Below are 20,074 nucleotides of genomic sequence, written 5' to 3' on the forward strand. Positions count from 1 at the left end.
CAAAGGCGTCAGGAACTGTCTCCCTTTTGTCGTGGATTGGTCGAAAATTGCGCGCGGCCGACCATCACCTCAGGCGGTTCTGGCGGCGCGCCGCCTGGCCAGCACGGCAATGCCGGCCAGCCCCGCCGCCAGCATGCCGCCCTGGGCCGGTTCCGGCACCGGGCTGACGCTGATGTTGTCGATGGCGATGTCATAGTCCGTAAAGCCGTACATCTGACCCGGCACGTAGGTCGTGAAGGCGATCTCGTCCACGCTGGCCAGCACGCTGGCGAACGTGCGGTCGGCCGGCAGGTAAGGCATGCCGCTGGCGTCTTCGGCGCCGTAGCCGCCCCAGCCCGAAGGCAGGCCGGTCGCCGAGGTGTCGCCGATTGTCACCGAGAGATGTTGCCAACCCGGCTTGCTGGCATCCAGCGTACCCAGGTTGTACCAAACGCTCGTGTACGGCAGGCCGTTGCTGGCATTGTCATAATCGCGCAGTTCGAGCACGAGGTTGCGCGTCACTTCCTGGTTGAAGTAGCGGATGCTCTGGGTCGAGACGTCGATGCCGAACGTCACGCCCTTCATCGCCGTGTAGTCGCCGACGAAGCTGGCATTGGTCTTGTTGGTCCAGGAAATGCCGAAATTTTCCATCGCGGTGCGCAGCGCGGGTGCGCCGTTGCCGAGCGAGTGATCGATGCCGGAACCGCCATTGCCGTCGAGCGGCTGCATGGCTTCCCAGCCCTCCAGCCCGTTGTCGAACGTTACGGTCGAGCCCCCTGGCGCCGCGTGGGTGGCCAGTGGTACGCAAGCCAGCAGCAACATCGTCAAAGTCTTGTTCATGGTGATCCTTCTGTCGTTGAACATCGGATGAACCCGTATCGCCGCCCGCCGATGGCGGGCCGGCCCGGTGCGTGGTGGAAGCACCGAAGCTTATTGAGGTAATAAGGGATACGTTTCCATTCTCGACAGACGAATAACGCTGGCAAAGCACACATTTGTTAAAGTTGTAACAATGTGCTCACGACAAACGATTGTGACTCGACAGTATCGTCTTTCCACGAGCAAGGTTGGCGTCCGCTTCGCCCGCGAGCTGCGGCGGAGCGCGCTCGGCCAGGCGTGCGGCGCCGCCGCAGTAACGACTCTGTTCGGTGCGGTAGCTGTCGCCGCGAAACGACAGTCAGCGCAGCGAAGCCGTTTTTTCGCTCAGTTCCAGGTTGAGCTTGGCGGCTTTCAGCGTGGCCACGTCGATTTTCGGCGCCACGCTGGTGGGCGGCTTGCGGTTCCACTGGCTGCGATCGAACTCGGCGGGCGGCAGTGTGTAGCGTTCCTTGACGATCACGCGGCGCGGCGCTTCCTCCTCCGGCGCGGCGGCGATATCGGTCGGCACCTCCGTCACGTCCTCCTCTCCGGAGGGGCCCGAGGTGTCCGCGGCCACGCTCAGCACGACCGCGCACGGTTTGTCCGACAGTAGCAGGGTGCCGTTGCTGTCCACGCATTTGTAGAGTTGATCGTTGGCGAGCGCGCCCGAGCCGGCCAGCGCGGCCAGGCACAGGGTGGCGGAAATGGCTGAGCGTCGCATGATGCACCTCCTGTTCGAAACGATGGCGCCAGTGTGCGCGCCCGGCCATGCCCGGGTCTGTTCGGCATCTCACGATCGCCCGGAGGACCAGTCCTACAGCGTCGTCAGCTATTTTCCGGCGGCCTTCACGTCGGCCACGCCCGGGATCGGGGTGGTCGGCCGGGCGAACTTGCCCTTCAGGTCGTCCACGCCCGATTGCGGCTGCGCCAGCACGCGCAGGTCGGCACGGTCGCGCCGCTTGGCGGCCGTGTCGGTGCCCAGCTTGCGGTCGCGCTTCTGCTCCAGCCCCGGCAGCGCCTCGCCGTCGCGGTTGAACGACCAGGCCAGCTTGGCGTCGCCCAGCGGCAGCGCCTCGCCCGTATGGCCTTCATGGCCCGTGTTCCAGGTGTGCCAGGTCTTGCCGTAGCTGTTCATCTTCGATTTCATCAGCGACTTCTCGGCCGCTTCCGGAATGCCCGGCGCGACCAGCTGGCCGGACAGGATCTCGCCGTTGTGCGGGTGCCAGAACTTGCGCTCGGCCTCGGGCAGCAGCGCGAAGGCCTTTTCCGAGATGATGTACTCGACGCCGTTCATGTTGGCGTCGGCCGTATTGCCGTCGAACAGGACGCACTGCGCGAAGTCCTCGTTGCGCTGGTGGCAGTAGTGATGGGCTTCCATCTGCAGTTCGGGAGCGTCCTTCATCGGGTGGAACCCGACCAGGTAGATGTCGAAGCCGCGCATCGGCGCCGCGCCCTGCAATACCTTCGCGCCCACTTCGAGCACCTGGGTCTTGGCCGATTTCGGGGCGCCGGCCGGGCCGACGGTAGGCGGTGAGTCGCGTTGGGCGAGGACAGGGGCGGCGGTGGCCAGCAGGGTCGCGCCGAGGATGAAAGTCAGGGTAGATCTTTGCATGTTACCTCCAGTAGCACAGGGGCGCCCATGCTACCGCTGCCGCCGCGGCGGCGGCGCTCAGAACGCGCCGCGCTCGCGCAGCAGCCGTTCCCAGGCTGGCACCGTGGCCTGCCAGAACCCCGCAATCGAATCGGCAGTCACGTGCAGGCCGAGGAAGCGGGCGGCCGGCAGCAGCGCATGTGCCAGCAGGTCGGCCGGCCCGGCGCCGTTGTCGAAGGCCGCCGCACCGGTCTGTTTGGACAGCTTCTCGCCAGCGTCGTTCAGTACGACAGGCACGTGCAGGTAGCGCGGGTGGGGCAGGCCCAGCAGGTCCTGCAGGTACAGCTGGCGTGGCGTGGAGTCCAGCAGGTCGGCGCCACGCACGATGTCGGTGATGCCCTGGGCGCCATCGTCGACGACGACCGCCAGCTGGTAGGCCCAGAAGCCGTCGGCGCGGCGGACCACGAAATCGCCGACCTCGCGCGTGATGTCCTGCTCGACCCAGCCGTGCCAGCGGTCCTGGAAGCCTACCACGTGCGCCGGCGCGACGGGCGTGCGCAGGCGCAGCGCGCGCGGCACCTTGCCCGGCGCCAGGCCGGCGCGGCAGGTGCCGGGATAGACCAGGCTGGCGTTGGCGCCATGCTGCGCGGCCAGCCGGGTCTGCGAATCGGCGATCTCGCGGCGCGAGCAGCCGCACGGGTAGACGCTGTCGGCCAGTTGCGCCAGCGCCGCATCGTACAGCGCGGTGCGTTGCGTCTGCCAGGTGACGTCACCGTCCCACTGCATGCCGCAGCGCTGCAGCGAAGCGAGGATGTGGCGGTCGGCGCCGGCCACGTTGCGGTCGCCGTCGACGTCCTCGATGCGCACCAGCCACTGGCCGCCGTGCGCCTTCGCGTCCAGGTAGCTGGCCATGGCCGCGACGAGGGAGCCCAGGTGCAGGGGGCCGGTGGGGGAAGGGGCGAAACGGCCGATGTAGGGGACTGGCGCTGTCATGCGCGAGAGTATGGGCGAGCGGCCGCGGCGCCGTCAACATCGCATACAATGCCCGCGCGGCATACCTGCCGCCCCGAGACAACCGCACACGGACAACAAGACCATGCACAAACCGATCCCCACCGCGCGCACGCTGGCCATGAGCCTGGCGCTGGCGCTGGCACTGCCCGCTTTCGCCGCCCCCAAATCCCTGCATCAGGTACAGGAAGCGCCCTTGCGCGCCCACTTGGCCTTCCTGTCCAGCGACCTGCTGGAAGGCCGCGGTACCGGCCAGCGCGGCGGCGACCTGACGGTCGCCTACCTGGAGAACCAGGCCATGGCGGCCGGCCTGAAACCGGTGCGCGACGGCGGCTACCGCCAGCTCGTCAAGATCGCCGGCGTCAAGGCGGTGCCGGAAACGTCGACGCTGCACCTGGCCGTCAACGGCACCGCGCAGCCGTTCGCCTTCGGCAAGGACTGGGTGTGGGGCACCGGCGACGCGCAGGCGCGCCACCAGTTCGATGCGCCGCTGGTCTTCGTCGGCTACGGCATCGCCGCGCCGGAAGAAGGGTGGGACGACTACAAGGGCCAGGACGTGACGGGCAAGATCGTCGTCATGCTGGTCAACGATCCCGCGCCCACCGCCGAGGCACCGGAACGCTTCGGCGGCAAGGCGCTGACGTACTACGGCCGCTGGACCTACAAGTTCGAGGAAGCCAGGCGCCGTGGTGCCGCCGGCGCGCTGCTGATCCACACGGATGCCTCGGCGTCGTATGGCTGGAGCGTGATCCAGAACAGCTGGAGCGGCGTGGAGCGCTTCCAGCTGGCGCAGGGCGCGCCCGGCACGCCGATGCAGGGCTGGATCACCAACGACGCGGCCGTCGCACTGTTCAAGGCCGCCGGCCAGGACCTGGACGCATTGCGCGCCGCGGCCGAGCGCAAGGACTTCGCGCCGGTGTCGTTGCAGGCGAAGCTGAGCGGCACCTTGCAGGCGGCCGTGCGCACGGTCGACCAGTACAACGTGGCCGGCATCGTGCCCGGCACCGACCCGAAGCTGAAGGACGAGGTGGTGATCTACAGCGCGCACTGGGACCACCTGGGCAAGCAGGGCGACGGCAAGGACAATATCTTCAACGGTGCCGTCGACAATGCCTCCGGCACGGCCGCGCTGCTGGCGATGGCGCAGGAAGCGGCCAAGGCGCCGGCCAAGCGCAGCCAGATGTTCCTGTGGGTGGCGGCCGAAGAGCAGGGCCTGCTGGGCAGCGCGGCCTACGCGACGGACCCGCTGTGGCCGCTGGCGAAAACGGCCGCCAACCTGAACCTGGACAGCCTGAACTGGATCGGCACGGCACGCGACATCGGCACGCAGGGCAGCGAACGCACGGAGCTGGGCCGCATGGCCGCGGCCACCGCCAAGGCGATGAACCTGCGCATTGCCGAGGCCCGGCCCGACCTCGCTGGCGGTTACTTCCGCAGCGACCACTTCAGCTTTGCCAAGGCGGGCGTGCCCGCGTTCTCGATCGAAGGCGGGCGCGATTACGTGGGCGACAAGGAAGCGGCGGCGGCCGAGCGCAAGGCGTATGGGGCACGCTATCACCAGGTGGGCGACGAGTACGATCCGAAGTGGGACCTGTCCGGCATGACGCAGCAGGCCCAGTTCACCCTGAACCTCGGGCGCATGGTGGCCGATGCGCCGAAGATGCCGGCATGGCGGGCGGGCGATCCGTTCGGCAAGGCGCGCAAGTAAAGGTTGAAGACACCCTGAACGAAGACCGGGGTCAGACCCGCCGGGGCGTAGCAGGGGTTTCAAGGAGCACCGCTCCTTGCCTGCGAAGCGGCTATGGCATGTATGCCATAGCTCCTTACTGACCCGCAGCCCCCGCTCTCGTGTGTAAAACATCCGTAGCCGGCGAAAGCAACCGGCCGGTGACAGGCGCCTATCTGCGGGCAGGAAGGCCCGCAGATAGGCGCCCGTCACCATGGGTCTCTTCCAGCGCCCGCTCCCGCACCGCCGCCACCGCCCGCGGCAGGCTGCGCTTGCTCATCATCTCGACGATCCAGCCGAACCCGAACGGCACCGGCCCTGGGTCGGCATACACGCGATAGCGTACCTGCGAGCCGCTGCCGTCGGGCAGCGCCGTGAAATCCCAGTAGCCGGCCGTGTCGGCGATCGTCTGCCCCGGCCGCAGGTCCGGGCGCGGCACCAGCTGCCAGGCCAGCCGACAGCCGTCCGCGCTGCCGGTGGGCTCGAGCCGCAGGCGGTACTGCTTGACCTGGCCCAGCGGCAGGTCCAGCGTCATGTCCACCAGCACGTAGCCGGAGCCTGTGCCGACCGGTACGGCGCTGCGCGTGTTCGGCATGAAGGCGCCATAGTTGGCGTAGTCCTGCACGATGCGGCACAGTTGCGCGGGCGAGGCGGCGATCACCGTTGTCGCCGTAAAGGCGCGGCCGGGCGTGTTGCCCGGCTCCTCGACGACCTCGATGGGCGCCGCCGCCACCTGTGCGGCCACGAGCCAGGCCGCCAGCATTTGAATCCGTCGCATCGCGTCTCCTCAGGGCCGCAAAGCCAGCGTGATCGTCGTACCGGTCAGATCGATGCCGCGCATCGTGATGCTGCCGAAGCTGGGGCCAGCCGGGTCGGCACCGCGGATGCGAATATTCGACAGGCTCAGTTCCCCGATCGTCGTCGGCAGCGCCAAGGTGATCGAGCCGTCCGCGTTCATGCGTGTCACGGCATTGGCAGGATCGAAGGTGACACCGCGCAGCGCCAGGTCCGATTCGAGCAAGCCCAGCACCGGATTGACCAGCTTGGCCATGTCGCCGATCACATCGACGCCGTTGCCGCGCAACTGCTGGCGGATGTGGCGTACCAGCTCGTCCTGCAGGCCTTGCCCACCCACTTCCTCCAACTGCCGGTCGTCCAGCGGCCGCAGCGCGGGCACCGTTGCCACTGCCGCGGCGGTGGCGACGGGCTGCATCGCCAGCGCCTGCAATGGCGCCATCAGCGCGCCGATGAACGCGGCGGTCGTGCGCAGCCGCCGCTGGCGGTGCAGCACGTCCTGCACGTGCTGGTGGGTGATCAGGTTCCACTCGGCCAGGATCTCGCCCAGCAGTTCGCCGGTACCGCGCTGGTGCGCGATGGCGCGGTCCAGCTGTTCCTGGGTGATCAGCCGCTGGCGTACCAGCAGTTCGCCGATCAGCGCGCGTGGACTGCCGTGGTGTCGTTCAGGTGCCATCGCAACTGCCTCCCTTCACTGGTGGGTGCCGCTCGCCATGGTGGGCCAGGTCGGAGGGCGTGGTGCCGAACCAGCGCTTGCAGGCCCGGTAGAACGCGCTGGGTTCGGAAAAGCCCAACTGGAAGCTGAGCATCTTCAACGACTGGTCGCCGCTTTCCAGCGAACGGCGCGCCAGTTCGCGGCGGGTATCGTCCACCAGGCTGGAAAAGCTGGTGCCTTCCTCGGCCAGGCGGCGCTGCAGGGTGCGTTCGCTCATCATCAGCCGCGCGGCGACGGCGTCGCGGTGCGGCGGGCCCTTCGGCAGCATGGTGGCGACGATGTCCTGCACGCGCGCGCTGAAGCGGGGCAACTGGGCGCGCGCCAGGCCGGCCAGCATGGGCCGGGCGTCGCCGGTCGGCGGCATCTGCGCCTCCGGCAGCGCGGCCACCAGGTCGGCGTCGGCGAATTCCATCACGTTGTAGGGCCGGTTGAAATGCACCGGGCAGCCGAACGTCTCCTCGTAGTAGCTGGCGTTGGCCGGCTCCGGGAAGGCGTACTCCACCTGGACCGGCGTGGCGTCGTCGCGCCCGGCCGCGCTGCGCAGTGTGCGCAGCAGGACGCACCAGACGAAGTCGTAGCGCTGCAGCGGCACCGCGCGGCGTGCGCCCGGCAGCAGGATGCCGACGCGGGTGTGGCCGTGGCAGCGCTCGATCGTGCTTTGCACGGTGGGCGAGACCAGCATGATGTGGCCCATCACGCCCAGCCAGCCGAGCCGGTGCGGCGTGGAGACCTTCAGGCCGATCAACGGGTCGCCGGACTGCTCGACGACGAGCTCCCACAAGTGGCTGAGGCGGTCGGACAGGGTCAGCGCGTCGCAGGCGAGGCCGTCCTCGGTCAGGCCGGCCTGTTCGAACAGCGCATCGGCGGCAACGCCGGAGTGCGCCAGGCGCGACTTCACGCCGCGCACCAGATGCAGGGCGGAGGAATAAGGCATGGCTGCCTCGCTCAGGGCGTCACCGCCGCGCGCAGGCGCAGGCCGATGCGTTCCTGCAAACCCTTCAGCTTCGGATCGATGACGGCGCGCGTGTCGGCGGCCACGCTCTCGCCCAGCTTCTTCTGCAGTTCCGGCACCATGGCCTCGAACTTCTTCTTCACCGGCGACTCCAGGATCGTCACCATCTGCTTCAGCTCTTCCTCGGAAAAGCGCTCAGCCAGCAGCGGTGCCACGGTGGTGGGAATCAGCTTGTCGGCGCTGGCGCGGGCGATCGGCGTGGTCTCTTCCATGAACTTGCGCGCTTCGCCGACGATGTCCGTCATCGCGGCATCGCGCTTTTCCGGCGCGGCGCGGCCCTGCAGCATCGCGCGCGCCTGCTGCACGGCGTCGCTGACGGGCGCCTGCAGCATCGACTGGCCGATGCTGTCGATCTGCCACAGCTGCAGCACGCGATTGACGAGGGCCTGCTTGGCGGGCGAGATGGCGTCGGCGGCGCGGGCGGCGCCAGCGGCGAGCGTGCTGGCGACGATGATGGTGACGGCGAGTCGTTTCATATGGTCTCCTCAGAATCGGTGGGTGAAGCTGAGACCGGCGTAGCGGACCTTGATGTCGCCCGCCACGTCCAGCCCCGCATAGGGGTTGTAGATCACGTTCAGGAACTTGTTGCAGTTCATATTGCAGTCGGTGTTGGCCGGCGTGTCGAACTTGCCGGCCATGTACGAAGCCGTCAGGCTGATGTCGCTGTGCGGCGAGAACTTGTAGTTCAGGCCCACGCTGTACAGCTTCGTGTCCGGCAGCGGTGCGATCAGGTCGACCTTGTCGCCCGGGATGGAGCTCTTGCGCGGCTCGTAGCCCAGGCGCAGCGCCAGCTTCTCGGTGGGGAACAGCTGCAGTCCGAAGCCGTAGTTGACGAGGCTCTTGTAGCCGCGCGGGATCTTGAGTTTTGTCGAGTCGGCGATGCCGTACAGGCGCGCCACCTCCAGCAGCTTGACGCTCTGGTCGAACTCGAACGTCAGCGCGTTCCAGTCGCTCCACTTGGCGATGCTGGCGTCCACGTTCAGCTGCACGTAGCGGATCGGGCGCAGCTTGACGCCGACCTGCAGGTGCGCCGGGAACGGAATCGTGGCCGACAGATTGCCTTTCTGCGTTTCCGGGATGGAGGAGGGCAGTCCCAGCACGGCACCGGCGACGGGCCCGAACAGGCTGGAATTCAGGCCCTTGACGAAGTTGCGCAGCATCGGCTGCGTGTCGAACTGGTATTTGCCGGTGTAGCGCGTCTTCGAGCCGCCCTGGTAGACGGCGCCCAGCGCGAACCACGGCCGCGGCTCCCACAGCACGCCCAGATTCAGGGTCGGATCGAACGGCGCCGTCATCTGTAGCCGCATCGAGGCGGCATGCTTGAACGGCGTGACCATGCCTTCCTTGCCGCCGCCGCACAGGCCGAAACCGAACGTGTCGATGATGTTGCCGCCGCTCTCGGGGCACCAGCCCTGCTGCAGCTTGCCGAACACGCCCAGCAGCTCGTTGGGGAAGCGCATGTGCGTGTCGACGACGAACGCCGAGTGCGCGATCGGTACCGAGAGGCCGAAGCGCAGCGTGTCCGAATACTTCCAGCCGATCGAGGGCGCCGCGTAGACCAGGCGCTGCAGCTGGATCTGGCGCCCGTCGAAGCGGGCCGGATCGTTCGGATCGGTGGTGCGGTCGATGCTGATGGCCTGCGACATGTAGCTGTTGGTGGCGAACGTGAAAGCCGAGCCGGGCTTGTTGAACGCCATGCCCAGGCCGGGGATGATGACGCCGGGCAGACGCCAGCCCGGCATGCCGTAGCCGGGCACGTACATCGCCTGGCGCACCGGCCCGGTGCGCTGGCCGGCCACGGGATCGTCGGTCCAGCCGCCCACGTCGAACCCTTCCGGCTTGTGGAAGGCGGCGCCGGTACGGATCGAGGCACCGAACGCCGAGTAGATCTTGCTGTCGCCCGTCAGCCGCGCCAGACCGGCCGGATTGAAGTGGATCGAATCGATGCCAGGCGGGTCGGCCGTGACGGCGTTCCCCAATGCCATCGCGGTGACGCTGGTGGTCAGGTTTTCCACCAGCGCGGCCAGCACCGGCTGCGCCGGCAGGGCGGCCGCGAGCGCGGCGACGAGGGTGCGGAGGGCGCTCTGCATGGTGCCCCCGTCAGAACGCCAGCGGCAGGTTCAGGCCCACCGACAGGTTCGGCGAATCGTTGGTGAGACCGATGCCGACGGACAGGTTGACGGTGGTCTTCGGCGATACCCGGTAGCCCAGGCCCAGGTTGACGATGGCCGACGTCTGCGTGCTGGTCTTGACCTCCAGGCCATCCTCGAAGCGCAGCTTGGAGCCGGCCGAAATCGCTTCCTGGAACGACAGCGTGGTCGAGATCCCGTACGACAGCGCGTAAGCGAAGCCGATGCCGAAACCGACCGAGGTGCCCGGCTTCACGCGCGTCAGCACGCGCGTGCCGTTGAGCTGGTGCAGACCGTTGGCGGCCGCGCTGACGGTCATGTTGAGGGAGCCGAACAGCGCGACCGGATCGACGATGCGGTTGACGTTCAGGCCCGCCGTGACGGCGGTGACGCCGCTGCCGGTCGCCTCGCCGCTGCCGGCGATGACCTTGAACGGGCTGCGTCCGGATGGCAGCCGCACGTTGCCGGTGACGGTGAAGTTGGGGCGGTCGCGGCGCGCCTCCAGCGGCTGCCAGCGCGCGCCCACGTTGATGTCGCCCAGCGAATTGGACAGGCCCGAGTGCTTGGTCGAATCCGTGTACTTCGAGATCACGGGGAAGGTCACGTTAGCGGTCAGGTTGTTCAGCACCCCGTAGTCGGCCGACAGCGTATTGGTGATCGTGTGCGAGTTGGTGTTCTCGATGTCGAACAGGGTCAGGCCGTCCGCCGTGTAGTCGGTGACGATGCGTTCCTGGCCGATGTAGGTGTAGGTGAGGTCGTAGGTGAACTGCGAGCGGCCCTTGCGGATCAGCGAATACTGCTTGTCGACGGCCGTCAGCGTTTCCTTCAGCAGCTCGGTCTGGTCGCCTTCGCCTTCCTTCCTGGCCAGCGCGTCGCGCGCGGCGTCGCTGCTGGCGGGAGTCTGTTGCGTTTCCTGGGCGCGGGCCGGCAGGGCGGTCAACATGGCGAGGGCGGAGGCTACGGCGAGGGCGGCGACAGGCGCGGTCTTCAGGATCATGGACTTTCCTTTTTTGCGGGACGGGACAGAAAACGATGGAGCTGCCGGGGGACGCTGAATGCGGCTAGCGGCTGTGCATCCAGGTACCGGACGCGCCGGAGTTGACGGCGCGCTGCAACAGGTGCGCGGCGTGATTGAGGGCATCGAGCCGGCCACCGTTGGTGACACGGTCCATGTCGACGACGCCCAGTTCGTTGTCGCTCAAGGCCAGCCTGGCCGGCGCCTTCTGGCCGGCCTGAGGCGAGACGATGAACAGCGTGTTCTGGTCCCACAAGGTGGCGAATTCCTCGACGGAGAAGGCGATATTGCCGGCGGAGGGATCGGCGATGAAGACAACGCCATCGCGGATGCCGCGCAACACCACGAAGTGCTTGGCGCCCGCGTAGTCGATCGGCACGATGGCCGGTTCCGTCAGGCTCAAGAGGTCCTTGACCTCGGCCCGATAGCCGGCGCCGGTCACGCCCAGCGACGCCACGTAGCGCTTCATGTCCAGCAGCGAGAAGCCGCGCCGCTCGATGATCTTTTCTTTTTCGCCCTTCTCCAGCATGCCTTCCATGGCCTGCTGCTCGGTGACCGGAAGACCCAGGTGATACGTCAGGATCGTCACCAGCGCGGCGGAGCCGCAGCTGTAGTCGTAGGCCTGGCGCACGATGTGGCGATACTTCAGCTCCGAGAACGGTTCGATGCTGACGTCCTGCGAATAGCTGCCGCCGCCCAGCATGGTCTGCGGCATCTCGAACTGGCCCTTGGGACGCTCCCGCACTTCGTGACGCGACAGCAGGCCGGCGCCGCCGACCGCGATGGCCAGCACACTCATCAGCAGCATCAGCATGATGGCCTCTGGCGACGCGCGCGCGTGCGTGACAGGGTGGAGGAAAAAGCAGCGGGCAAAGCTTCGCCCGGGGGCGTCGCGCGCCCCATTGTCAACATGCCCATGACGTCTCCTTTTTTTATCGATCTCGCAGCAAGCGATGCCGGAAATTCGTTTATGTGAACGACCGTGCTTTTTCGCTGGGCGGTCATCCCTTGCTTTTTTGTAATTTATTAACGCACGCTTTGTCCGGCGGAAGGAAGCGGAAAAATTAGATGTGCAGTTCTAATCTCTGCGCAAAATTCTGTGATATCGCGCGAAAGAGTGTCGTAAATCCGCCAATGTGCAAAAACCACGACAGTGCGGCCGCTACGCCCAGGGATGGCCTGAACGGACATGCGTTTGGCCTGAACGGTCAGCGCGCAAGGCTGGACCGGGCCCAGCCAGGGACGCGATCATAAATTTAATTAATATTGAAAAAATATTAAGAGCAGCGCCGTGTCGACCGGCCCAGGAAGCGGGCCGGCACGGCATGCAAGGGACAGCGGCCTGGCCGCTTCCCGCAGGGAAGCCCAACCACCATAACGAACGGAGATAACCATGAAACGCATCAGCATCGCAGTCGCAGCAGCCCTGTCCTCCCTGGCCCTGTCCGCATCGGCCATGACCCCGATCAAGGACGCCGATCTGTCCGCCGTCACCGGCCAGGACGGCGTGTCCATCGCCGCCAACCTGAACGTCAAGGTTGACTCCTTCGTCTACACCGATACGGACGCGGTCGACGCCAGCACCGGCCTGGGCGGCGGTTCCGTCAGCTTCAACGGCATCAAGGTCAACGGCCTGATCGCCGCCAGCATCGACATCCTGTCGAAAAACTCGTTCCTGGCCGCCGCTGGCGCCGCCGGCGTGACGAACCCGGGCACCTTCTACGACGCGACCAACGGCGGCGATGTGGTACAGATCGCGATCCCGGCTGATGTGCAGGTGGCTGCCGGCAAGTTCCTGAACGTCTCCGTCGATGCGATCAAGATGGGCAACAGCAACGCGTCGTACGGCTCGATGGCGATGAACCAGCTCGACCTGCGCGGTACGCAAGTCTGGATCTGGGCTCACTAAAATCGGCGCACGTTGCGCGGCGCCCGCCGCGCAACGCCGATACCTCTTGCGTGCAGGCGCATCGCCCGATGGCCTGACCGCATACGAAAGTAGTCTGCTTTACCCCGGTTTGCCGGCCTTCATCCGGCCTGCCGGGTTCTCACTTCGTTCTTCATTACCATGAAAAACGTGCTCCTTTTTGCGGCCGCCTTGCCGGCCGCCTTTTTCGCCTGCCACGCCCATGCACAGCTGCGCGCGATGTCCGACGACGACCTGGCGCAGACCCGTGGCCAGGGCCTGATCGCCGTCAGCAACAGCCGCCTGGGCGAGTTCGACTTCACCCGCATCGCGCTGGACGCGGACGTGACGTTGTCGGCCAACCTGCGCAATCTTCGCCTGGGCGACTACCGCTACGCGGCGCGCGAAGGCCTGGGCGCGGACATCGACATGCCGCTGCTGCAGTTCGGCCGCAGCGACGGCACGGCGGCGCAGCGCACCGTGCAGATCGCCAATCCGTACTTTGAATTCGTCTACCGCGCCACCGGCGACGCGGCCACGCCGCGCGAGGTGATCGGCATGCGGGTGGGCTTCGACGCCATCAGCGGCGACGTCGGCCTGCGCATCAACAGCCTGTCCGGCTCGATGCGCGTGACGGGTACGGCGGCCGACGGCAGCGCGCTGGTGCTCGATTCGCGCAGCGACCCGCTGGGCGGCAAGCGCTGGGACGGCGCCTGCACCGCGCCGTGCCTGTCGCTGGCGCAGCTGGGCGGCGTGCGCGCCGGCGACGCGACGGGACCGAGCCGCGACTTCTGGGTATCGCTGCTGAAGACCGGCGTGCAGTTCCAGGCGCCCGCTGGCACGACGCAGCTGCCGGACGTGGCGCAGGCCGGCGTGTGGCTGAACTGGCGCGACAAGCTGGCCGCCATCAGCACCAACGGCACCGTACCGCCGAACCTCGCATCCGGTGCGCCGCCGCCGGCTGCACTGACGCTGGGCGGGAAGCACTGATGCGGCGCGCCTGCCTGCTGCTGGCGTTGAGCGTCGTGCCATCGGCCCATGCCGCGCCACTGCGGCCTTTGAGCGACGCCGTGCTCTCCTCGGTAAGGGGCGGCGATGGCGTCAGCTTCGACCTGTCCGGCTTCTCGATGAACGGCGACGTACGCATCACGTACACACCGCAGCCGGGCCGCAGCGCCTGGATCGGCAACCTGTCGGCCGCGCGCAGCGACAATGCGGTGCCGTTTTCCGATCCCTACCGCCTCGACATCGGCAACGGCCCGGCGGGGCTGGCCGACATCGTCAGCTTCGCCTTTCCCGCCAACGTGGACGGCGAGCAGCGCTGGCAGTTCGCCTACGACTGGGGCGTGGACGCGGACGGTATCGTGCGCGACGGCGGCAGTGTCGTGCTGACGGACGTGGTCCATCGCGGCGGCGGCCTGCAGTTTTCCACGCCGCGCCTGGAAGATGGCGTGGCGTTCGGGCTGGCGCTGAACATGCACGTGGGCGAGATGGCGTGGCGCCCCAACGGCCGCGCCGCCATGGGCGGCCAGCTGGCGTTGCAGGGCATCCGGCTGGGCGCCGTCGATGCGGACGGCAATTTCACCGGCGCCCCTTGGGCCATTGCCGACGTCGCGGCGCAGCCGGCCGTGGTCAATGCGGTGGCCGACGCCGCGGGCGCGCACCTGCACGTGGGCATCGGCTGGCCCGATCGTCAGTACGGCAGCGGTAGCGCGGCGACGGGGGGCCTGCAGATCGACAGGGTGACGTTCACGAATCCGGGCGGCACCACGACCGACCTGGGCTCCTCGCGCATCGGCGCGATCCAGATCCAGTACCTCGACGTGAAGTTCCGGCCATGAAGACGTTCCTGCTGCTGGCCCTGGCCTTGGCCGCGTTGCGCGCGCATGCCGCACCGCTGCGCGCGCTGGCCGACGAGGAGATGGCGCGGGTGGCGGGCCAGGATGGCGTCAGCTTCGCCGCCCACATCGTCATCAACGACCCGACTTTGGTGGGCGCGGTCAGCGACAGCCGACTGTCGCTGGGCTTCGCCGGTGCCGATGGCCACAGCCGCTACCTGGTGCTGCGCAACGTGCGTGGCACGATCGACATGTCGACGATCGCCATCGACGTGCACAGCCGCCCGGATGGCGGCGACTACCTGGCGCTGTCGCTGCCCAACACGGTGAGATTCGAGCGCTTCGGTTTCGAGTCGATGAGCGTGCAGAACGATCCGCTGGCACCCGTGACGGCCAGCATGGGTAGCCTCGACATCACGGGTTCCGTCAACATGACGGGCCAGCTGCGCCTGTGGGCGCACTGAACGTGTACTGAACGTTATTTGACGTTATTTGCGGCGCTCGCTGGCGAACAAGGCCAGGCCGAGCGCGGGGAACGCGAGGCCCGTCAGCAGCACACCATGCCAGCCGTGGTGGGCGAACATCCAGCCGCCCAGCACGGAGCCGAGCGCGCCACCCATGAAGAAGATCGCCATGTACAGGCCGTTCAGGCGGCTGCGCACGTCCGCGCCCAACGAATAGATGGCGCGCTGGCCGACCACCAGGCTGCCCGAGACACCGGCGTCGAGCACGATCGACGCCGCCACCAGCAGGCACAGTTCGAACGTGCGGCCGCCGTGCAGCAGCAGCGGCACGGCGAACGACAGCAGGCCAGCCGTCAGCGCGATGGCCGTCGTCGAACGCGACTTGCCCAGGTCGGCGCGGCGCCCGGCGATCGGCGAGACGATGGCGCCGGCCACGCCGGCCAGCGCGAACAGCGCGATGCCTGTCTGCGACAGGCCGAACGCGTCGCTGGCCAGCACCAGCGGCACCGTGGTCCAGAACAGGCTGAAGGCGCCGAACATGCAGAACTGGTAGCCGGCGCGGCGGCGCAGGATCGGCGTCGTCTTCAGCAGGTGCCACATGGAGCCCAGCAGGGCGGCGTAGGTGCTGGTGTGGTCCGGCTCGCGCAGCGGCAGGCGGCGCTTCAGCAGCAGTGCCAGCGCGGCCGTCCAGACGGCGGACAGCACGAAGATGGCGTGCCAGCCCAGGGCGTCCGTCACCAGGCTCGATACCGGGCGTGCCAGCATGATCCCCAGCAGCAGCCCACTGACGACGGTGCCGACGGTCTGGCCGCGCGTTTCGGGCAGGGACAAGTGCGCCGCGAACGGCACGATGATCTGCGCGGCCACGGAACCGAGGCCGATGCAGAACGCGGCGGCCAGGAACACGGCCGCGTTGCTCGCAAACGCGGCGGCGCCCAGCGCGCAGGCGGTGGCGGCCAGCGCGGTGACGATCAGGCGGCGGTTCTCCACCAGGTCGCCCAATGGCACGATGAACAGCATGCCGAGGCAGTAGCCCATCTGCGTCAAGGTGACGATCAAACCGGCGGCGCCGGCATCGAGACCGGTGGCGCGGCTGATCGGACCGACCAGCGGTTGGGCGTAGTACAGGTTGGCGACGATCAGGCCGGTGGCGGCGGCCATCAGCCAGACCATGGCGGGGGAGATATCTTGTTGTTGGTGCGAGCTCACGACGGCTCCAGTTGCAAAAAAGCCGAACATTGTACGCACTATCGGGGAACTCTGCTGGAGCGTGCACAAGGGTCTGTCCCCGCGGGGACTGACCCTGAAGTTTGCTGGCGCTTCTCGAACTTCGGGGTCAGTCCCTTGCAGGGACAGACCCCAGCAACCGGGAGACCCGTGGGGCAGCGTGCGAAAGGGTCTGTCCCCGTGGGGACTGACCCTGAAGTTTGCTGGCGCTCCTCGAACTTCGGGGTCAGTCCCTTGCAGGGACAGACCCCAACAAGCGGAGACCCGTGGGGCAGCGTGCGAAAGGGTCTGTCCCCGCGGGGACTGACCCTGAAGTTTGCTGGCGCTTCTCGAACTTCGGGGTCAGTCCCTTGCAGGGACAGACCCCACGGTGGTGTTCAGAGCCGGCGGTGCACGTCCGCCAGGATCTCGTAGGAGCGCAGCCGCGCGCTGTGCTCGAAGATCTGCGAGGTGATCATCAGCTCGTCCGGCTGGGTGCTGGCGATGAAGCCTTTCATCTGCGCCGCGACCGTCTCGGGCGAGCCGACGGCGGAGCAGGACAGCACCGAGTCCAGCATCGCGTTTTCCTGCGGGCCCAGCGCGTCGCGGTAGTTCGTCACCGGCGGCGGCAACTTTCCGGGCCGGCCCGTGCGCAGGTTGACGAAGGCCTGCTGCATCGACGTGGCGCGCCACTCGGCTTCCTCGTCCGTTTCGGCCGCGAACACGTTGTAGCCCAGCATGACGTAGGGCTTGTCCAGCTGCGCGGACGGCTTGAAGTTGGCGCGGTAGAGGGCGATCGCCTGCATCATCATCTGCGGCGCGAAGTGCGACGCGAACGCGAACGGCAGGCCCAGGTGGGCCGCCAGCTGGGCGCCGAACAGGCTGGAACCGAGTATCCACAGCGGTACCTTGGCGCCGTGGCCTGGTACCGCCAGCACGCGCTGGCGCGGCTGGTCGGACAGGTAGTCCTGCAGTTCGACGACGTCCTGCGGGAACTGTTCCGCGTTGGACTCCAGGTTGCGCCGCAGCGCGCGCGCCGTGGTCTGGTCGGAGCCGGGCGCGCGGCCCAGGCCCAGGTCGATGCGGCCGGGGAACAGCGCCTCCAGCGTGCCGAATTGTTCCGCGATGACGAGCGGTGCGTGGTTCGGCAGCATGATGCCGCCCGCGCCGACGCGGATCGTCGACGTGCCGCCGGCCACGTGGGCGATGACGACGGCGGTGGCCGCGCTGGCGATGCCCGGCATGCCGTGGTGTTCCGCCAGCCAGTAGCGGTGGTAGCCCCACCGTTCGCCATGCCGGGCCAGGTCCAGCGTATTGCGCAGCGACGCGCCGGCATCGCTGCCCTGCGCGATCGGGGAAAGATCGAGTATGGAAAATGGAATCATGGCGTGTCATGTCGGGACGAGCCTGGCCGTTTCAAGCAAGGCCCTGCCGCCGCCATGGGTTTAACGCCGTGCTTACTGGGCCTCGGCCGGCGCCAGCGCGCGGGCGCGCAGCAACTCGTTCAGTTGCGCCAGCTGCAGCGGCTTGACGATGTGATGGTCGAACCCGGCCGCGCGCGAGCGTTGCTGGTCCTGCAACTGCCCCCAGCCCGTGACGGCCACCAGCGTGCAGTCGCGCAGTTGCGAATTGGCGCGCAGCCGGCGCGCCAGCTCGTAGCCGTCCAGTCGTGGCATGCCGATGTCGAGGAAGGCAATCTGCGGTTCGAACGCCTCGGCGCAGCGCAGCGCGGACAGGCCGTCGTAGCACACCTGCACCTGCTGGCCGGCGGCAAGCAGCAGGGTGCGCAGGGTATTGGCGTGGTCCACGTTGTCGTCCGCCACCAGCACGCGCAGGGGCGGAATCGGCGTGCCGGCATTATTGTCGGCCACCGGCGCGGCCGTGGCTTGCGTGGCCAGCGGCAGCTCGATGGCGAAGGTGCTGCCCAGGCCTTCGCCGGGGCTCGCCGCCGTCAGCGTGCCGCCGTGCAGCTCGACCAGGCGCCGCGCCAGTGACAGGCCGATGCCCAGGCCCGCCTGCGAGCGGCCCAGCGAGCGGTCGGCCTGGAAGAAGATGTCGAACACGTGCGGCAGCGCGGCCGCGCCGATGCCGATGCCGTTGTCGCTGATCTCGATGCGCACCTGGCCGTGGTGCTGCGGCTCGCCCGCGTGCGGGCGCAGCACGAACACGTCCAGCGCGATGCGCCCGCCGTTCGGCGTGTACTTGGCGGCGTTGTTCAGCAGGTTGGAGAACACCTGCGCCAGCCGGGTGGCGTCGCCCGTCAGCGCCACCGGCTGGTCCGGCTGGTGCACCGACAGCGCATGGCGGCGCTGCTGCAGCAGCGGGCCGGAAGTCTCCAGCGCGTGCCCGATCACGTCTTGCAGCACCAGCGGCTCGTGCCGGATGCCCAGCTTGTTCGTCGTGATGCGCGAGACGTCCAGCAGGTCGTCCACCAGCCGCACCATCTGCTTCAGCTGGCGTTCCATGATGTCCAGCACGTTGCTGGCCGGGACGGCGGCGCGGCCGGGCAGGCGCAAGATCTGCAGCGCATTGACCAAGGGCGCCATCGGGTTGCGCAGCTCGTGCGCCAGCGTGGCCAGGAATTCGTCCTTGCGCACGTCGGCCGCCTGCAGCGCTTCCTGGGCGGCACGGCGGTCGCGTAGCTCCTTGGCGGCCCGGGCGCGCGCCTCGTCCAGGGCCAGCGCGGCGCGCTCGAGCGAGTCGGCCACCTGCTGGGCTTCGCGGAAATCGACCCGCGGCGGCTGCACCGGCCGGCCGGCACCCAGCGCGGTGGCCGGGTCGATCAGCGCATGCACGGAATGGGCGATACGGCCGCCGACCAGCCAGGCCATCGCGAAGCCCATCGCCAGCAGCACGACGGTGGCCACGATCAGCGACTCCAGGGTGCGCAACAGGCCCGCCGTCAGGTTCTTGTGCGGCACGCCCAGCATCACCGTCCAGCCGGACTTGGGCGAGCGGCTGTACAGCGTGACCACCTCGACGTCGTCCACCGTCAGCGAATCGAACGTGTCCTCCAGTTGCTGGCGCACGCGCGCCACCACTTCGGGGCGCGGCTGGCGCCCCTGGAACTGTTCGATCTGCAGGTTGCGCGCGACGATGGCCGCGTCGCTGTCGAGGATCGCCGCGCGCCAGCTGTCGGGGATCTTCTGGTCGGTCAGGATGCCGTTCAGCGCGGACGGCATGACCTGCGCCGCCAGCACGTAACGCACGGCGCCGTCGCGCAGGATCGGCACGGCCACCGTGATCGTCATGGCACCGTTGGCGGCGCGGTACAGGCTGGAGACGCCCGGCTGGCGCATGCGCACGACCTGGCGCAGCAGCGCCGCCGGACCGACGCCCTGGCCGGCAGCGGCCGTGTTCATCAGTTGCCGGCCGCTGGCGGGGGCGTACAGCACGATCTCCGTGATGGGCAGGATCGCGTGCACGTTCGAGGCCTGGCGCCGGAACTCGGCATGGTCTGCGCTGTCGATGTCGTCGGAGATGGACAAGGTGCGCAAGGCGGTGACGACCGTGTCGAAATCGCGGTCCACCACGGAAACCATCGAACGCGCCGTCGACATCGCTTCGGCCAGCAGGCTGGAGCGCTCGACCCGGTAGTGGTCATAGATCAGGAAGCCGGACACGATGGCGGCCGGCAGCACGCAGCTGAGCACCAGCAGCGCCAGCCTGAACCGGATCGTGGGCAGGCGCGCGGCCGCGCTGTGGCGGGCCGTGCCGTTCAAGCCGGCAGGGAGAGGAGTGGGCTCCACGGAGGATCGCTGTCGTTTGGGAAAAGATGTAAACTGGTAATTGTTGTAACACGTTACCATAGCTTCGCCGCCCAATGGCG

At 67.9% G+C, this 20,074-nt stretch carries 19 protein-coding genes; 5 read left to right on the top strand and 14 right to left on the bottom strand.

The features are described from left to right. Positions 1-69: 69 nt before the first annotated feature. The 4 genes from E7V67_005535 to gluQRS form a co-directional block, all read right to left on the bottom strand. Entirely contained in the window at positions 70-819 is a 750-nt protein-coding gene (locus tag E7V67_005535) for a PEP-CTERM sorting domain-containing protein (protein ID WUR14567.1), read from the bottom strand. Between the two features lie 337 nt (positions 820-1,156). Then, positions 1,157-1,558: a DUF4124 domain-containing protein gene (locus tag E7V67_005540; protein ID WUR14568.1), complete on the bottom strand. Its 402-nt coding sequence runs from the start codon at positions 1,556-1,558 to the stop codon at positions 1,157-1,159. A 108-nt stretch (positions 1,559-1,666) separates the two neighbouring features. Next, entirely contained in the window at positions 1,667-2,449 is a 783-nt protein-coding gene (locus tag E7V67_005545) for an OBAP family protein (GenBank protein WUR14569.1), read from the bottom strand. Between the two features lie 57 nt (positions 2,450-2,506). Continuing rightward, positions 2,507-3,421 (bottom strand): tRNA glutamyl-Q(34) synthetase GluQRS, encoded by a 915-nt coding sequence (gene gluQRS / locus E7V67_005550; protein ID WUR14570.1) that lies wholly within the window; start codon positions 3,419-3,421, stop codon positions 2,507-2,509. Positions 3,422-3,524: 103 nt separating this feature from the next. Between gluQRS and E7V67_005555 the strand changes: the two genes are divergently transcribed. Then, positions 3,525-5,147, top strand: coding sequence for a M28 family metallopeptidase (locus E7V67_005555; protein ID WUR14571.1), 1,623 nt, complete (start codon positions 3,525-3,527; stop codon positions 5,145-5,147). A gap of 190 nt (positions 5,148-5,337) precedes the next feature. Here the strand turns inward: E7V67_005555 and E7V67_005560 are convergent, their stop codons facing one another. The 7 genes from E7V67_005560 to E7V67_005590 form a co-directional block, all read right to left on the bottom strand. Continuing rightward, positions 5,338-5,943 (bottom strand): SRPBCC family protein, encoded by a 606-nt coding sequence (locus E7V67_005560; GenBank protein WUR14572.1) that lies wholly within the window; start codon positions 5,941-5,943, stop codon positions 5,338-5,340. Between the two features lie 9 nt (positions 5,944-5,952). Next, a complete protein-coding gene (locus tag E7V67_005565) occupies positions 5,953-6,636 on the bottom strand; it encodes a hypothetical protein (protein WUR14573.1) in 684 nt (227 codons plus the stop codon). Further along, positions 6,626-7,609, bottom strand: a complete 984-nt coding sequence (locus E7V67_005570; protein WUR14574.1) for an AraC family transcriptional regulator ligand-binding domain-containing protein — start codon at positions 7,607-7,609, stop codon at positions 6,626-6,628. Before E7V67_005570 ends, E7V67_005565 begins: the two co-directional genes overlap by 11 nt. 11 nt (positions 7,610-7,620) lie before the next feature. Beyond that, positions 7,621-8,163 carry a DUF2059 domain-containing protein gene (locus E7V67_005575; GenBank protein WUR14575.1) on the bottom strand — a complete coding sequence of 181 codons (543 nt, stop codon included), beginning with the start codon at positions 8,161-8,163 and terminating at the stop codon, positions 7,621-7,623. 9 nt (positions 8,164-8,172) lie between these two features. Then, a complete protein-coding gene (locus E7V67_005580; protein WUR14576.1) occupies positions 8,173-9,777 on the bottom strand; it encodes an outer membrane protein transport protein in 1,605 nt (534 codons plus the stop codon). A 10-nt stretch (positions 9,778-9,787) separates the two neighbouring features. Next, positions 9,788-10,813, bottom strand: coding sequence for a transporter (locus tag E7V67_005585; GenBank protein ID WUR14577.1), 1,026 nt, complete (start codon positions 10,811-10,813; stop codon positions 9,788-9,790). Positions 10,814-10,877: 64 nt separating this feature from the next. Beyond that, positions 10,878-11,645, bottom strand: a complete 768-nt coding sequence (locus E7V67_005590) for a C39 family peptidase (GenBank protein WUR14578.1) — start codon at positions 11,643-11,645, stop codon at positions 10,878-10,880. 579 nt (positions 11,646-12,224) lie between these two features. Between E7V67_005590 and E7V67_005595 the strand changes: the two genes are divergently transcribed. The 4 genes from E7V67_005595 (at position 12,225) to E7V67_005610 (ending at position 15,039) form a co-directional block, all read left to right on the top strand. Further along, positions 12,225-12,740: a hypothetical protein gene (locus E7V67_005595; GenBank protein ID WUR14579.1), complete on the top strand. Its 516-nt coding sequence runs from the start codon at positions 12,225-12,227 to the stop codon at positions 12,738-12,740. Positions 12,741-12,899: 159 nt separating this feature from the next. Continuing rightward, positions 12,900-13,727 (top strand): hypothetical protein, encoded by an 828-nt coding sequence (locus E7V67_005600; protein WUR14580.1) that lies wholly within the window; start codon positions 12,900-12,902, stop codon positions 13,725-13,727. After that, a complete protein-coding gene (locus E7V67_005605) occupies positions 13,727-14,578 on the top strand; it encodes a hypothetical protein (protein ID WUR14581.1) in 852 nt (283 codons plus the stop codon). Before E7V67_005600 ends, E7V67_005605 begins: the two co-directional genes overlap by 1 nt. Continuing rightward, positions 14,575-15,039 (top strand): hypothetical protein, encoded by a 465-nt coding sequence (locus E7V67_005610; protein WUR14582.1) that lies wholly within the window; start codon positions 14,575-14,577, stop codon positions 15,037-15,039. The genes E7V67_005605 and E7V67_005610 overlap by 4 nt, the downstream gene beginning before the upstream one ends. 24 nt (positions 15,040-15,063) lie before the next feature. On the opposite strand, the gene E7V67_005615 is transcribed toward E7V67_005610, so the two are convergent. The 3 genes from E7V67_005615 to E7V67_005625 form a co-directional block, all read right to left on the bottom strand. Further along, positions 15,064-16,212 carry an MFS transporter gene (locus E7V67_005615; protein WUR16233.1) on the bottom strand — a complete coding sequence of 383 codons (1,149 nt, stop codon included), beginning with the start codon at positions 16,210-16,212 and terminating at the stop codon, positions 15,064-15,066. A gap of 431 nt (positions 16,213-16,643) precedes the next feature. Beyond that, on the bottom strand, positions 16,644-17,630 hold the full coding sequence (locus tag E7V67_005620; protein WUR14583.1) for an LLM class flavin-dependent oxidoreductase: 987 nt from the start codon (positions 17,628-17,630) through the stop codon (positions 16,644-16,646). Positions 17,631-17,702: 72 nt separating this feature from the next. Further along, on the bottom strand, positions 17,703-19,994 hold the full coding sequence (locus E7V67_005625; protein WUR14584.1) for an ATP-binding protein: 2,292 nt from the start codon (positions 19,992-19,994) through the stop codon (positions 17,703-17,705). Between the last annotated feature and the right edge of the window lie 80 nt (positions 19,995-20,074).

It is taken from the genome of [Empedobacter] haloabium (genome assembly GCA_008011715.2).
In the GTDB taxonomy this organism is placed as follows: domain Bacteria; phylum Pseudomonadota; class Gammaproteobacteria; order Burkholderiales; family Burkholderiaceae_D; genus Rugamonas; species Rugamonas haloabia.